General features: G+C 60.7%; 12 protein-coding genes. 10 read left to right on the forward strand and 2 right to left on the reverse strand.

The features are described 5' to 3' along the window. Positions 1-97 precede the first annotated feature (97 nt). Together NL116_RS00230 and NL116_RS00235 are read left to right on the forward strand one after the other, a co-directional pair. Positions 98-1,291 carry a DUF3142 domain-containing protein gene (locus tag NL116_RS00230; protein WP_494375536.1) on the forward strand — a complete coding sequence of 398 codons (1,194 nt, stop codon included), beginning with the start codon at positions 98-100 and terminating at the stop codon, positions 1,289-1,291. Then, positions 1,278-3,395 carry a hypothetical protein gene (locus NL116_RS00235; protein ID WP_494375537.1) on the forward strand — a complete coding sequence of 706 codons (2,118 nt, stop codon included), beginning with the start codon at positions 1,278-1,280 and terminating at the stop codon, positions 3,393-3,395. Before NL116_RS00230 ends, NL116_RS00235 begins: the two co-directional genes overlap by 14 nt. Positions 3,396-3,398: 3 nt before the next feature. On the opposite strand, the gene NL116_RS00240 is transcribed toward NL116_RS00235, so the two are convergent. Beyond that, positions 3,399-4,028: a LysE family translocator gene (locus NL116_RS00240; RefSeq protein ID WP_494375538.1), complete on the reverse strand. Its 630-nt coding sequence runs from the start codon at positions 4,026-4,028 to the stop codon at positions 3,399-3,401. 144 nt (positions 4,029-4,172) lie between these two features. Here NL116_RS00240 and NL116_RS00245 point away from each other — a divergent pair, with 144 nt between their 5' ends. Next, the gene (locus NL116_RS00245) at positions 4,173-4,646 is read left to right on the forward strand and encodes an Lrp/AsnC family transcriptional regulator (protein WP_027926238.1); all 474 of its coding nucleotides are present in this window, start codon (positions 4,173-4,175) and stop codon (positions 4,644-4,646) included. Positions 4,647-4,759: 113 nt separating this feature from the next. Here NL116_RS00245 and lpdA read toward each other — a convergent pair whose 3' ends face one another. Beyond that, entirely contained in the window at positions 4,760-6,160 is a 1,401-nt protein-coding gene (lpdA, locus tag NL116_RS00250) for a dihydrolipoyl dehydrogenase (RefSeq protein WP_494375539.1), read from the reverse strand. Positions 6,161-6,375: 215 nt separating this feature from the next. Here lpdA and hflK (NL116_RS00255) point away from each other — a divergent pair, with 215 nt between their 5' ends. From hflK (NL116_RS00255) to NL116_RS00285, 7 genes are all read left to right on the forward strand, one after another. Continuing rightward, entirely contained in the window at positions 6,376-8,334 is a 1,959-nt protein-coding gene (hflK, locus tag NL116_RS00255; protein WP_494378161.1) for a protease modulator HflK, read from the forward strand. Further along, positions 8,331-9,377, forward strand: a complete 1,047-nt coding sequence (gene hflC / locus NL116_RS00260; protein ID WP_494375540.1) for a protease modulator HflC — start codon at positions 8,331-8,333, stop codon at positions 9,375-9,377. The genes hflK (NL116_RS00255) and hflC overlap by 4 nt, the downstream gene beginning before the upstream one ends. Continuing rightward, entirely contained in the window at positions 9,374-10,432 is a 1,059-nt protein-coding gene (hflK, locus tag NL116_RS00265; protein WP_494375541.1) for a protease modulator HflK, read from the forward strand. Before hflC ends, hflK (NL116_RS00265) begins: the two co-directional genes overlap by 4 nt. Continuing rightward, positions 10,429-12,339, forward strand: coding sequence for a cation-translocating P-type ATPase (locus NL116_RS00270; RefSeq protein ID WP_494375542.1), 1,911 nt, complete (start codon positions 10,429-10,431; stop codon positions 12,337-12,339). The genes hflK (NL116_RS00265) and NL116_RS00270 overlap by 4 nt, the downstream gene beginning before the upstream one ends. Positions 12,340-12,458: 119 nt before the next feature. Then, positions 12,459-12,713, forward strand: a complete 255-nt coding sequence (bufA2, locus tag NL116_RS00275; protein WP_027926244.1) for a BufA2 family periplasmic bufferin-type metallophore — start codon at positions 12,459-12,461, stop codon at positions 12,711-12,713. 68 nt (positions 12,714-12,781) lie between these two features. After that, positions 12,782-13,648, forward strand: coding sequence for an MNIO family bufferin maturase (gene bufB, locus NL116_RS00280; protein ID WP_494375543.1), 867 nt, complete (start codon positions 12,782-12,784; stop codon positions 13,646-13,648). Next, a complete protein-coding gene (locus tag NL116_RS00285) occupies positions 13,617-14,405 on the forward strand; it encodes an HvfC/BufC family peptide modification chaperone (RefSeq protein ID WP_494375544.1) in 789 nt (262 codons plus the stop codon). The genes bufB and NL116_RS00285 overlap by 32 nt, the downstream gene beginning before the upstream one ends. The last annotated feature ends 79 nt before the right edge of the window (positions 14,406-14,484 follow it).

Consider the following 14,484-nt stretch of genomic DNA (forward strand, 5'->3'; position numbering starts at 1 on the left):
ACACCTATGTCGACTGATACACCGCTTTCGCGAGCAAGCTCGCTCCCACAGGTTTTGTGTACCCTGCAACCCTGTGTTGTCTGGGGTTATTGATTTCATGTTTTTAACTCGTCTGGCGGTATTTCTTGCCGCTGTGGTGCTGCTCAACGGCTGCGAGCAACAAGACGCGCCGCCGCTCGACCAACAACTCTACGTCTGGCAACGGCAATGGACGCCCGCTCATGACGCTGCCCTGCGCGACAGTCGTACGGACTTTTCGACGTTGCGGGTGTTGGCCTTGCAGGCGTTTCCTCAGGCCGGCTGGCGTCGTGCGCGGATCGATCCGGCGCTGCTCAAACGCGATGGTCGGCCGCTCATTGCGGTGATTCGTCTGGATGGTCAGCTCCAGTCGCTGGATCAGGATGAAGTCACTGCGCACATCCAACAGCTGCTCAGCGACTGGCAAGCCCAGGGGTTGACGCTGTCCGGTGTGGAAATTGACCACGATGCGGGCAATGTCCGGTTACCGGCTTATCGAGATTTTCTGACGCACCTGCGAACGGTTTTACCGACGACATTACCGCTGAGCATCACGGCGTTACCGGCCTGGCTGGACAGCCCCGAACTGCCGGTCCTGTTATCGACCGTCGACAGCAGCGTGTTGCAGGTGCACGCGGTGAGCGATCCTCGGCGCGGGTTGTTCGACCCGGATCAGGCACGGAAGTGGGCCAAGGGCTGGGGGCGCATCACGACAAAGCCTTTCTATCTGGCACTCCCGGCCTACGGCGTGGCTTTGCTGCCCGGCACCAGTGGCGCACCGGTGGTGGAAAGCGAAGTACCGGTGGGGCGCGGTGGCGAACGCCGCGAACTGCTGGCTGATCCACTTCAACTACGCACACTCGCCCTGGATTTACGTGCCGATCCGCCTGCTCATCTGGCCGGCCTGATCTGGTTTCGCCTGCCGCTGGCGGGCGACCGCCGGGCGTGGAGTTTGACAACGCTAGGCGCGGTGGCTCGCGGTGACACACTCGACAGCCGCTTGGGTGTGAAACTTAGTGCGCAAGACGGTCTCTATGACATCAGCGTCAGCAACCAGGGCAACCTCGACAGCCCATGGCCCGAACGCGTGACCCTCGCCGTACAAGGCTGTGACGGCGCTGATGCGCTGGCCGGTTATGCGTTGCAACAAAGCCCCGATCTGCTTACCTTCACCCGCCTTAACGACGGTCGAATAGCCGCCGGTGGGCAGCGTGCAATCGGTTGGGCGCGCTGTACAAAAATTGATCAAGGAGGTTCGAATGTTCACCCGTAACTGGCCCCGCCATCTGCTCTGTCTGAGCCTCAGCTTGCCGCTGGGTTCGGCGCTGGCCTGCGGGCCGGACTTCCCGATGCGCCTGCTGGACAACCGCGGTCAATCGCTGGCGGAGCTCCCGGAGGGCAACTTCCAGTTTGAGATCAACCGTCTCGGTCATGCGATCACGGGGCTCAAAAATGTCGCGCAGTCGCCCTACAGCATGCAAGCAACTGATTACGCAGAACAGCGAGACGCCGCTGAGCAGACCGGGCTGACGGCGGAACAACAATCGCTGGTGAAACAACTGCGCAGCCTGACGGATGCCCGTCAGGTCGAAGAACAAGGCGCAAGCCTGCCTGCCGAGCTCAAGCTGTATTCGGCGGGCGCTGCAGCATTCAGTGCAGGCGATCATCGCTTGGCCGCCGAATACTTTCAGAAGGTGCTGGCGCTGCCGGCCGATCAACGTGCGTTGCGCAGCACTTGGGCTGCGTATTCTTTGGGCCGGGCGCTATTTGTCATGAGCAAGGAGGCGGACGCTGCGCCTGATCTGTTGGCGCAGTCGCGCAGGGCGTTCGAGCAGACGCGTCAGCTAAGCATCGACGGTTTCAGCGATCCGCTGGAACTGGGTGTCGCCAGCCTCGGCGAAGAGGCGCGCGTGGCCCGTACCGCCGGCGACTGGGACAACGCCATCGAACTCTACGCCACCCAAAACCTGCACGGCTCGGCGGTGGGTTACACCTCGCTGAAGCTGTTGGTGGCCGATTTGCTGGCGATGCCTGACGACCAACTGACCGCATTGCTCAAGGGTAAACCGGTGCAGCAACTGGTCACCGCGTCGTTGATCAGCCGCCTGGGCTGGTCATTTGGTGATCAGCCACCGAACGAATTGAAACTGATCAAACTGCTGCAAAGCAGCACCCAGGGCAGCCTCGATAACGCGGATCGACTGGCCGCGATGAATTATCAACAAGGCGATTACGCCAGCGCCAAGGCCTTCCTTGAACACGCCGGGGACGGCGGCCTGGCGTGGTGGTTGCGGGCGAAACTGGCGTTGCGCGATGGCGATAAAAACGCAGCGGCTGCGGCGTATGCCAAGGCCGCTCAGGCGTTCCCGCAAAATGAATCGTGGGGTGATCGCCGGACGCCGGACTACGACTACGAAACCCTTCAGCCCAAATGCCGGGTCGAGGGTGAAAGTGCGATTCTGGCGCTGCAACGCGGGGATTATCTGCAAGCCTTCGATCAGCTGTATCGCAGCCAAAGCATTTACTGGTTCGATGCCGCGACAGTGGCCGAACGGGTGCTGACCGTCGATGAGCTCAAGCATTACGTTGACACTCAAGTGACCGCGCCACCGCCTTTGAGCCAGCAGGATCGCGACAACTACGTGCCGTTGCCGGTGGCGGCTCAATTGCGCAATCTGCTCGGCCGCCGGTTGTTGCGCGAAGAACGCTACGACGAAGCGCTGGCGTACTTCGACAATCCCGATCTGCAGAAAAAAGCGCGGTTGTATGCGCAGCAGCGTCAGCTGGCCGATTCGGCATGGTGGCCGACCAAACGTGCCGCCGCACTGTTTAACGCAGCCTGGACGGCGCGTGAGTGGGGGATGGACATTCTCGGTTACGAAATGGCCCCGGACTACGCCACGTTTGGTGGCAACTACAGCCTCGAAACCACTGAATTGAAAGTCGGACCGCTAGTCGCCGAAGGTGAAGTCCAGCGCCAGCAAGCCAGTGCCGCCAAACCCGATGAGCGTTATCACTATCGATTTGTGGCCACGGCATTGGCCAATCGCGCCGCCGATAACTTGCCGCACACCAGCCAGGCCTTTGCGGCAGTGCTGTGCTCGGCGGCGGGGTGGAACAGCAGCCTTGAAGATCAAAGTGCCCTGTACCAGCGCTACGTGAAAGAAGGGCCTTATGTGGACTGGGCGGTGGATTTTGGTCACCAGTGCCCTTATCCCGACTTCGAAAACGCCAGCAAGCGTTATGTCACCCAGGCCACTGACGCAACGCGTGCGGTACTGCGGCCCTATAAGTGGCCGTTGCTGATCGGTGGTGTCCTCGTCGTGACGGCGGTGGCGTTGCAACTGATCAACCGTCGTCGCCGTCGGACGCCATAAGGTTTACGCCTGTTGCACGAAGGTCAGCCGCACTGCGAAGCCGATCAACAGGCTGCCAAACAGCCACTGCTGGAGCCGCTGGGCCGAAGGACTGCGTTGAAGCCAACGGCCCAGCGCCGCGCCCAATAGCGCATAAGCGCTGTCGAAGAGAAAGCCGACACCGACCAGCAGCATGCCCAGGATCGCGAATTGCGTGAGGACTGATCCGGCGTGAGGATTGACGAACTGTGGCAGCAGCACCGAACAGAACAGCAACGCCTTGGGATTGAGCAGATTTGTCAACAGGCCGCGCTGGATCGACGCCGCCCAGCGCGGTTTTACGGTTGTGGCGTCAGTGCCGTTGAGGTTCGGCAGCATCGTAGTCCGCAGGCATTGAATACCGATCCACAGCAGGTACGCGGCCCCGGCCAGACGCACCGCATCGAACGTCCAGGGCGCCGCTTTGAACAACGCCGCCAGCCCCAGCGCGGCCAACGCCACATGGCAGCCACGGGCAATACCCAAGCCGACCGCCGTCGCCAACGCCGCCCCTTTACCCTGACGGGCACCGGTTTGCAGCAGCAGGATCATGTCCGGTCCAGGCAACAGATACACCACGGCCAATGCCATGATAAACAGCCAGAGTCCTGCCATGTTGCGCTCCTTTCGTTGTCGATTCGGTAGCTCAGTCTAGGGCGCAAGGGCAGGGCAGGTGGTTGCGTAGTCAGCTTCTAAAGCATGGAAAATTGGCATAACCTGCTGCTTTCACGAGATCCAACCATCAGGATTTGCCAAACCATGAAACTGGACGCCTACGACCGCAAGATCCTCGCGGCCCTGCAACGGGACGGTCGACTGAGCAATGTGCAGTTGGCCGACGAAATCGGTTTGTCCGCCTCGCCCTGTTTGCGTCGGGTGCGGATGCTGGAAGAAGCCGGAGTGATTCGTGGGTATCAGGCCAATCTGGATCGCGACGAAGTGGGGCTTGGACTGACAGTGTTTGTCGGGGTCAAGGTCGAGCGTCACAACGACGAGCAGGCAGAAGCCTTCCGCGTGGCCGTGACGGCGCTGCCGGAGGTGATTTCGGCGTTTCTGGTGTCTGGGGAATCGGATTTTCTACTGCAAGTAGTGGTGCCGGATCTGCGTGGGTACGACCGCTTTCTGACCGAGCGACTGCTGAAATTGCCGGGTGTGAGCGATATTCGCAGTAACTTTGCGATTCACACGGTGAAGACGCCGGGGGCGTTGCCTTTAGGGCATCTTCCGCTCTAAACCGAGTCGCCCCCATCGCGAGCAGGCTCGCTCCTACATGAACGCCACAAATCAAATGTGGGAGCGGGCGTGCTCGCGAAGGGGCCAGACCGGATTACGCAAGACTCCAAGCCTTACATCTGCGTCGCCATCCCCTCCACATTCATCGCCGCCTGACGCAACGCCTCGGACCGTGTCGGGTGCGGATGGCACGTCAGCGCAATGTCCTCGGCCGAGGCACTGAATTCCATTGCCACGCAATACTCGCCAATCATTTCGCTGACACTCGGGCCTACGAGGTGCACGCCGAGAATTTCGTCCGTGCGTTCATCGGCCAGCACTTTGGCGAAGCCTTCGGTTTCGTGGTTGATCTTGGCCCGGCTGTTGGCGGTGAACGGAAATTTACCGACCTTGTACGCGCGACCTTCGGCCTTGAGCTGCTCTTCGGTCTTGCCGACGCTGGCCAGCTCCGGTTTGGTGTAGACCACGTTGGGAATCAGGTTGTAATTCACCTCGCCAGCCTTGCCGACGATCTGTTCCACGCAGGCCATGGCTTCGTCTTCAGCCTTGTGGGCGAGCATCGGCCCGGAGGTCACGTCGCCGATCACCCACACGCCTGGCGCTTCGGTGCGGTGGCCCTTGTTGGCAAGCATGCCGCGCTTGTCCGTGGCGAGGCCGACGTTTTCCAGCCCAAGGCCCTGGGTGTAAGGCCGGCGCCCGATCGAGACCAGCACGTAATCGGCCTCCAGCACCTCGGCGGTGCCGCCGGCCGCCGGTTCGATGCTGAGCTGAACACCGCCGGCCGCTGAAGTGGCACGGGTGACTTTCGAACTCAACTTGAAGGTGATGCCTTGTTTGCTCAGCGAACGCTGAAGGGTTTTGCCTGCCTCAACGTCCACGCCCGGACAGATGCGGTCGAGAAATTCGACTACCGTGACGTGAGCACCCAGGCGCCGCCACACGGAGCCCAGTTCCAGACCGATGACGCCGGCACCGATCACCACGAGATGTTTGGGCACTTCGGCCAGCGACAACGCCCCGGTGGAGTCGAGGATGCGTTGGTTATCGATGTCGACGCCCGGCAGGGGCGTGGGCTCGGAGCCGGTGGCGATGATGATGTCCTTGGCGCTCAGCGCGGTCTTGTCGCCCGCACTGTCGGTGACCGTGACTTTGCCCGGACCGTCGATGTGGCCCCAGCCCTTGATCCAGTCGACTTTGTTTTTGCGAAACAGAAACTCGATGCCCTTGGTCAGCCCGGTAACGCTTTCATCTTTTTGTTTCATCATCTGGGCAAGGTTGAGGGTGGGTTTGACCTCGATGCCCAGGTTGGCGAATTCCGCGCCCATGGCCGCGTCGTAGAGTTCGGACGCGTGCAACAGCGCCTTGGACGGCATGCAGCCGACGTTCAGGCAGGTACCGCCGAGCGTCGCCCGACCTTCGACGCAGGCCGCTTTCAATCCCAGCTGGCCTGCACGTATCGCAGCGTTATACCCACCGGGCCCACCGCCCAGAATCACGACGTCGTAGCTGCTCATGGATGTACTCCTGAATGAAGAAATCGGACTGGTTAAACGTAGTAGCTGGTAAAAATTACCAACGTAATATGTGCGTTTCGCGCTGTTTCGGTCAAGGCTTCAGCCTAGCGACAGGTTCCACGCCTTTAGATAAAGGGATTTAGCACAAAAATTTCACCGCTTTCGTTATATCGTAACGAAACGCGAAGTCCGCATTGAATAAGCTCTGGGGTGGTATGCAAGTCGATCTCGAAGTCGATGGCGCGCAGGTAGCAGGGCTGCCGCGCTTTCAGCAGGCGCTCTTTCAGGCGCGGCGATTGCGTCAGTTCGCGATTGGCCTGGGTGCTTTGGCAGCGGCCGGACTGGTGCTGGCGTTGTTTGTCGGGTTGTTCGCGCCGCAATCCTTGTGGGGCGCGTTATTGGTGAGTCAGAGCGCCGCTTTGTTGGTGCTGGTGGCCGGTCTGCAATCCGCCTGGTGGGTGAGCCGGTGGCGCGCACAAGCGATGAACCCGACGTTGCCCGTGGTCGTCGTTGACGAACACGCTACGCCGCACGGGTGGTATGAGCGGCTGCTGGAGCGACTCAGTCAGGGCTCGATGAGCATGCTCGGCCAGATCGGCGCGCCAACCCTCTGGCTCGGCAGCTGGGCGCTGTTGACGTTGTTCAGCATCAGTCAATTCTGGAACCTCGCGTTACCGCCCGCTGCGCTGGGGTTATCGGCCAGTGTCGGCGCGGCGCTGGCGTTGTTGCTGGCGTTCGGTCTGCTGGTGGTCGAGCGGCAACTGGCCCAGGAAAACATTGCTCAATGGCCGGAAGCCGGCGCATTGGCGCAACTGACGCGGGTGGCAATCATTTGCCTGGTGATCGGCGCATTGTGTCTGTTGTTCGCCAGTGAAACCTCGGTGTGGCCGGTGCGCTTGGCGGTATTGATCGGTTGGCTGCCGGCGCTGGTCGCCGTCGAGTTGCTGCTGCGGGCGGTGTTGTCGCTGTTCAGTCCACAGCCCGAACAACTCGAACCAACGTTGCTGGCACGCAGTTTTGTCGCCGATATGCTGCGTTGGCCGCCACAACCGCTGCTCGCGTTGCAGCACGAATTGCACAACCGTTTTGGCATCGACTTGCGGCAGATCTGGGCCTTCACTTACATGCGTCGAGCGTTTCTACCGGTGCTGGCGGTGGTTATCCTCGTCGGCTGGTCACTCACTGGCATTCACGAAATACCCTTGCAGGGGCGGGGCATCTACGAGCGATTCGGCAAACCGGTGGAGGTGTTCGGTCCTGGTTTGCACGCTGGATTGCCGTGGCCGCTGGGCCGCGTGTTGAATGTTGAAAACGGCGTAGTGCACGAGTTGGCCACCAGTGTTGGCGAAGCGTCGGCACCGGTCGCAGCCGAACCAGCCGAAGGCCCGGCGCCGGCGATTGCCAATCGGCTGTGGGACGCCAGCCACGTGAACGACAAATCCCAGGTCATTGCCAGCAGTCGCGCCGACAAACAGAGCTTCCAGATCGTCAATATGGACGTGCGTTTCCTCTATCGCATCGGCCTGACCGATCAAGCGGCGCTGGCGGCTACCTACAACAGCGCGGACGTGCCGACGCTGATTCGCAGCACCGCCAGCCGGATTCTGGTGCATGACTTTGCCTCGCGAACCCTTGACGGTTTGCTCGGCGAGGACAGGGTAGGGCTTGCTGACGAGATCGGCCGGGCGGTGCAGTCAGACTTGCAGAAACTCAATAGCGGTGTGGAAATTCTTGCCACGGTGGTGGAAGCGATTCATCCACCGGCCGGTGCCGCCAATGCCTATCACGGCGTGCAGGCTGCGCAGATCGGCGCGCAAGCATTGATCTCGCGGGAACGTGGTGCGGCTGCGGAGGCGACCAACCAGGCGCAACTGCAAGCCAGCATTGCCCGCGACCAAGCGACCGCCAGCGCCCATGAAATCAACGCCACGGCACAGGCGGCAGACTTCAGATTCAGCGCTGAACGCAAAGCCTACGCCAGCGCCGGCCAAGCCTTTGTGCTGGAGCAATACCTCAGCCAACTGAGCCAGGGCTTGGCCAACGCGAAGCTGCTGATTCTTGATCATCGTCTGGGTGGCAGCAGCAATGCGCCGACCATCGACCTCCGTACATTCACGCTGCCGGCTGATCCTGCGTCGGCGCGTACGAGCGCCCAGCCAGGAGCTACCCATTGAGCCAGTCGCACACACACGATCACGATGACCACGCCGGACACGATCACGGCCATGGCGGGCATGGGCATCACCACGGTCACCACCATCATCACCACGGTGATCCACAAGAAGCCGGTCCTTTTCCCTGGCGGCGTATGGGCTGGGCGGCATTGCTCGTGGCCTTCGCCATCGCTGCCGCCAGCCTGGTCCAGGTGCGCTCGGGGGAGGCGACCGTGATCACACGCTTCGGCAATCCATCGCGGGTGTTGCTGGAGCCGGGTCTTGGCTGGCGCTGGCCGGCACCGTTTGAAGCGGCCATCCCTGTCGACTTGCGGCTGCGCACCACCTCCAGTGGTTTGCAGGATGTCGGCACCCGCGACGGTTTGCGCATCATCGTTCAGGCCTACGTGGCGTGGCAGGTGCAGGGCGATCCGGACAACGTGCAACGTTTTATGCGCGCGGTGCAAAATCAGCCGGATGAAGCAGCGCGGCAGATTCGCACCTTTGTCGGCTCTGCGCTGGAAACCACGGCCAGTAGTTTTGATTTGGCAAACCTGGTCAACACCGATGCCAATCAAGTGCGCATTGCCGATTTCGAGGCGCAACTGCGGCAGCAGATCGATCAGCAATTGCTCACCACGTACGGCGTACGCGTGCTGCAAGTCGGCATCGAGCGTTTGACCCTGCCGTCGGTAACCCTGACCGCCACTGTCGACCGTATGCGCGCCGAGCGTGAAACAATTGCGACCGAACGCACGGCAATCGGCAAACGTGAAGCTGCGCAAATTCGTTCCGCTGCCGAGCGGGATGCGCGAATCGTGCAGGCCGATGCAACAGTGAAAGCGGCTGACATCGAGGCTCAATCGCGGGTCGAAGCAGCGCAGATCTACGGCCGTGCGTACGCCGGTTCCCCGCAGCTGTACAACTTGCTGCGGTCCCTCGATACCTTGGGCACCATCATTTCTCCGGGCAGCAAACTGATATTGCGCACCGATGCCGCGCCGTTCCGGGTGTTGGTCGACGGCCCGCCGACCCTCGAAAACAAGTCCGGGTCGCAGCCATGAATTTAGTTCCACGTGGAACACATGAGTTAAGCAGCCCCTGGATTCAGGCCGGGCGCCTGGCTTTTTTGGCGCTTTATGCGGTGACTGTTCTGGCCGCTTTGGCCTGGGTGTTCTCAAATGTGCGGCAGATAGATCCGCAGAATCGCGCAGTGGTCCTGCATTTCGGTGCACTGGATCGCATCCAGAATGCCGGTTTGTTATTGGCTTGGCCGCGACCTTTTGAGCAGGTGGTTTTACTGCCAGCGGCAGACAGGGTCATCGAACGTCGGGTGGAAAACCTGTTGCGCAGTGATGTCGCGTTGCAGGCTGATCGCGTTGCCACGTTCGCCACACCGCTCAGTGATGCACTCGCCGGTTCCGGCTATTTGCTGACGGGCGACGCCGGTGTGGTGCAACTCGATGTGAGGGTGTTCTACAAAGTCACCGAGCCCTATGCGTTCGTGCTGCAAGGTGAACATGTGCTGCCGGCGCTGGATCGGCTGGTCACCCGCAGTGCCGTGGCCCTGACCGCCGCGCGCGATCTGGACACCATTCTGGTAGCGCGTCCGGAACTGATCGGCGCCGACAATCAGGCAGCGGAACGACGTGAACGTCTGCGCGGTGATCTGGTGCAGGGGATCAATCAACGGTTGGCTGAGCTGACGGCAACCGGGCAGGGGTTGGGTATCGAAGTTGCGCGAGTCGATGTGCAATCGAGTTTGCCCGGGCCCGCGGTGAACGCCTTCAACGCGGTACTGACCGCGAGTCAGCAGGCCGACAAGGCCGTGGCGAACGCACGTACCGAAGCCGAGAAGGCCACCCAGGCCGCCAACGAACAAGCGGATCGAACCCTGCAAGTGGCCCATGCCCAAGCCAGCGAACGTTTGGCAAAAGCGTCTGCCGATACGGCCAACGTATTGAGCCTGGCCACGGCGCAACAGCAGGGCACCGACCCGCAAATGCTGCTGCGCATTTACCGTGAGCGGATGCCGAAGATCCTCGGCCAGGCCGGTTCTGTGACCACGGTTGATCCGAAAGACGATTCCCGCCTGATCATTCAGGGAGCTGCACAATGACCGCGCCATCCACCGCTGCCCCAAGCATGTTGTCCTCGGCCGAACAACGCAGTGCTGCGCGCCAACTGACGTTGGCCATGCTTGCACTGGGCTTGCTCGGGCTGGGTCTGATCTGGCGTTGGTGGTCGCCGGAGCAGACCGGCGTCAGCCAATTGCTGCTTGGATTTGCGTCGCTGTTGGTGGCCGTGCCGGTGATGCGTTCGGCGTGGTACAGCCTGCGCTATCCAAGCCTGCACGGGATTACCGATCAGTTGATCGCGCTCGCCATGCTCGGCGCCTGGGCCACCGGTGATCTGCTGACCGCCGCGTTGTTGCCGATCATCATGATCTTCGGCCACGTGCTGGAAGAACGTAGCGTGATCGGTTCTCAGGAGGCGATTCATGCTCTTGGCAAATTGACCCGCAGCCATGCGCGCAAGGTGCAGGCCGATGGCTCGATCCTTGAAGTCGACAACAGCACGCTCAAGGCTGGCGATCGGGTCGAAGTGCGCGCCGGGGATCGCGTGCCGGCGGATGGTCGGGTGTTGTCCGGACAGGCGAGCCTCGATACCGCTTCGATTACCGGTGAGTCGGTGCCAATCGAAGCCGGCGTTGGCATGTCGGTGTTCGGCGGGGCGATCAACCTCGATGGCCTGCTGCGCATTGAAGTGACCCGCACCGGCAACGCGTCGACCCTGGGCAAAGTCATCGCGCTGATGCAAAGCGCAGAGCGTTCCAAACCGCCGATTACCCGTCTGCTGGAACGTTATGCCGGCAGCTACATGGTGTTGGTTTTACTGTTGGCGGCGGTGACCTGGTTTGTCACCAATGACGCGCAGGCCATGCTCGCGGTGCTGGTCGCGGCCTGTCCCTGTGCGCTGGTGTTGTCGGCACCGGCAACGGCCATTGCCGGGGTCGCGGTGGCAGCGCGGCACGGCATTCTGATTCGCAGTTCGGCGTTCCTTGAAGAGCTGGCCGACCTGACGTCGCTGGTGGTCGACAAGACGGGCACGCTGACGTTCGGCACCTTGCGCCTGCAGTCGATCGACAGTTCGCTGGAAGACCGCAGTCACGTCCTCAAACTCGCCGCCAGCCTCGGTTCGGCCAGCAGTCATCCGGTCAGTCGTGCGCTCGCCGGGCTGGTCACACAGGAGCATTTCCTGTTTCTGTCGGACATCCACGAGCGTCAGGGGTTGGGCGTGGTGGCGATGACTGAACAGGGCGAGGCCGCACTCGGTCGTCCGGAATTGTTCGCGCAATTGGGCATTGCTACGTCGGTGGTTCCTGAACACGACGGCCCAATTGCCGGGCTCGCGCTTAACGGCCAATTTCTCGCTTGGCTGCTGCTGGCCGACAGTGTCAAACCCGAGGCGCGATTTGCCTTGAGTGAGCTGCGAGAACTGGGTTTGGGTCGGCAATTGCTGCTCACCGGCGACAGGCAGAGCGTTGCGCATTCGCTGGCGCGCGACGTCGGTATCAGCGATGTCGAGGCCCAGGCGTTACCGGAGGACAAACTCAATCGCGTGCTCAAGGAAATCGGCAGCGGTTTTCGGCCGATGGTGGTCGGGGACGGGATCAACGACTCCCTGGCGCTCAAGGCCGGTGTCGTCGGAGTGGCGATGGGCGCAGGCGGGGCGGACATTGCGCTGGCCTCGGCTGACATCGTGTTGATCGGCAGCGACCTGCGTCGGCTCGGCACATGCGTACGCTTGAGTCGTCAATGCCGCCAGACCTTGCAGGTCAATGTGATCATCGGTCTGGGTTGGACCCTGGCGATTGTGGCCTTTGCCGCGTTTGGCTGGCTCGGTGCGGCAGGGGCGATGATTGCGGCATTGCTGCATAACTTGAGCACGTTGCTGGTCCTGGGCAACGCCGGGCGACTGCTGCGGTTTCAGGAGCCATTACTCAAGCTCAAAGACGACAGTTGAGCGAATCGAAATCTTTTTTGCAGCCCTCTGTAACGCCATTGGGGCAGCGCTCTCTAGTGCTGTGTCGGGACTGAACAACGTTCCAGCCGACAACCCTGACGATCACCGAGGATACAAAAATGAATTTCAAATCCGCTACCGCTGGTGCCGCTCTCGCTTTCGCCGCTGCCACTCTGTTTGCCGGTGTTGCGACTCAGGCCCAGGCCGCCGACGCGGCTCAGGTTCACTGCTATGGCGTGACTTCGTGCAAAGGCATGAACGATTGCAAGACTGCGGAGAACGCCTGCAAAGGGCAGGGCGTTTGCAAAGGTCACGGTTTCAAGGCGATGACTCAGGCCGAATGCATGAAAGCCGGTGGCAAGGTCGGCGAATAACCGACCAGCGCTTTGCACCGCAGTGGCTACCCGCTAGCCACTGCGGTTTTTTTGCGAGGAGTCCGCAAATGTCTGCATCCCTTCCTTGCTTGGGCTACGGCCTGGGTTTGCGCAGTGCTTATTACCAACAGATTCTTGATCAGTTGCCGGCTGTGGACTGGTTTGAAGTCGTCTCCGAAAATTTCATGGTGCAGGGCGGCAAAGCCCTCTATTACCTTGACGCCATTGCCGAGCGTTATCCGCTGGTGATGCATGGTGTGTCGTTGTCCATCGGTGGGCCGCACGCCCTCGATTCCGACTACTTGCAACAACTCAAACGTCTGGCTGATCGGGTCAAACCGGCGTGGGTTTCCGATCACTTGTGCTGGAGTCGTGGTAACGCTCATCAGCTTCATGATTTGTTGCCGTTACCGTACACCGAAGAAAGTCTCCATTACGTGGCGGACCGGGTACGCCAGGTGCAAGACGTATTGCAGCGCCCATTGGTATTGGAGAATGTCTCCAGCTATGTGCGCAACGCCGGCGATGATTTCAGCGAATGGGAATTCCTTGAGGCCCTGAGTCGGCTAAGCGATTGCGAGTTGTTGCTGGACGTCAACAATGTCTACGTCAGCTCACGCAATCATGGCTTTGATCCGTGGACCTTCATTCAGGGTTTGCCGGCAAACAAAATCCGCCAACTTCACCTGGCGGGCCATAGCGATTACGGTGATTACGTCATCGACACCCATGACCATCCCGTCAGCGATCCGGTCTGGGCGCTTTACCAACGAACCGTCGATTATCTCGGCCCGGTCGCCACGCTGCTGGAGCGCGATGATCATTTTCCGCCGTTTGACGAACTGCTGACTGAACTGCAAAAAGCCCGGGAGCTGGGCGAGAGCGTGCTGGCCGGAGAAAGAAATGCGCCTGAACGAATGGCAGCAGTCCTTTGAGCGTTACCTGTCGGGAGACTCTTCGGCGGCGGGTATGGCACTCGGCGCCAGCCTCATCGGCGGACCGACGCTGGACGTGCGCACCGGGCTGGCGATTTATCACAATGCTTATCAAGCCCGGCTGCAGGAAGTGCTGCGCGGCGACTATCCCGCAGTCCTTAACTGGCTGGGTGACGACGAGTTCGAACAGCTTGCCGCCGCGTACATCCGCCAAAATCCCTCGTCTCACTACAGCCTTCGGTGGTTCGGCAAAGGCTTCGAAGCGTTTATTCGCCAGCACTTGGTGCAACAGCAAAGTGCGCCATTGGCCGAACTCGCCGCTCTGGAGTGGGCTTTCACGCTGGCATTCGATTCGCCATCGGGCACGCCGCTGACATTGCAGGACATGGCGGAACTGGCACCGCAAGACTGGCCGACGCTGCAGGTCAGCCCCAGCCCTTCGCTGCAATGGCTTGAGTGTGCTTTCAACAGTGTGGCGCTTTGGCGATCGGCCAAGGATGAAATACAGTTCCCTGGCAGTACAGGACTCGACACTCTCGGCGTTGTGGTGATCTGTCGAAATGATCTTGTTTGCCACTATCGAAGCCTGGTGCCTGAAGAGGCCAATGCGCTAAAAGGACTGTTTGAGCAGGGCTGGAATTTTGCTGAACTGTGCTCTGAATTGACAGTCATCTATGGAGAGGGCGCACCACTTCAAGCTGTGACCTGGCTCAAGCAGTGGATTCACGACGGTTGGTTGCAGCGTGGAAAATCATAGAACTGGCTGTTAATTCGATAGCCAGCTAATTTTTCAGGATGGTCTACCCTCACATCAGACGTCTGAAACCAGGGGGATT

Source organism: Pseudomonas sp. FBCC-B1667 (genome assembly GCF_059133255.1).

What these genes read in the sequence shown, in the direction of transcription:
- NL116_RS00285 (WP_494375544.1), top strand. Translation starts at nt 13,617, where the DNA reads ATGCGCCTGAACGAATGGCAGCAGTCCTTTGAGCGTTACCTGTCGGGA.
- lpdA (WP_494375539.1), bottom strand. Translation starts at nt 6,160, where the DNA reads ATGAGCAGCTACGACGTCGTGATTCTGGGCGGTGGGCCCGGTGGGTAT.
- NL116_RS00270 (WP_494375542.1), top strand. Translation starts at nt 10,429, where the DNA reads ATGACCGCGCCATCCACCGCTGCCCCAAGCATGTTGTCCTCGGCCGAA.
- bufA2 (WP_027926244.1), top strand. Translation starts at nt 12,459, where the DNA reads ATGAATTTCAAATCCGCTACCGCTGGTGCCGCTCTCGCTTTCGCCGCT.
- NL116_RS00235 (WP_494375537.1), top strand. Translation starts at nt 1,278, where the DNA reads ATGTTCACCCGTAACTGGCCCCGCCATCTGCTCTGTCTGAGCCTCAGC.
- hflK (WP_494378161.1), top strand. Translation starts at nt 6,376, where the DNA reads ATGCAAGTCGATCTCGAAGTCGATGGCGCGCAGGTAGCAGGGCTGCCG.
- NL116_RS00240 (WP_494375538.1), bottom strand. Translation starts at nt 4,028, where the DNA reads ATGGCAGGACTCTGGCTGTTTATCATGGCATTGGCCGTGGTGTATCTG.
- hflK (WP_494375541.1), top strand. Translation starts at nt 9,374, where the DNA reads ATGAATTTAGTTCCACGTGGAACACATGAGTTAAGCAGCCCCTGGATT.
- NL116_RS00230 (WP_494375536.1), top strand. Translation starts at nt 98, where the DNA reads ATGTTTTTAACTCGTCTGGCGGTATTTCTTGCCGCTGTGGTGCTGCTC.
- bufB (WP_494375543.1), top strand. Translation starts at nt 12,782, where the DNA reads ATGTCTGCATCCCTTCCTTGCTTGGGCTACGGCCTGGGTTTGCGCAGT.
- NL116_RS00245 (WP_027926238.1), top strand. Translation starts at nt 4,173, where the DNA reads ATGAAACTGGACGCCTACGACCGCAAGATCCTCGCGGCCCTGCAACGG.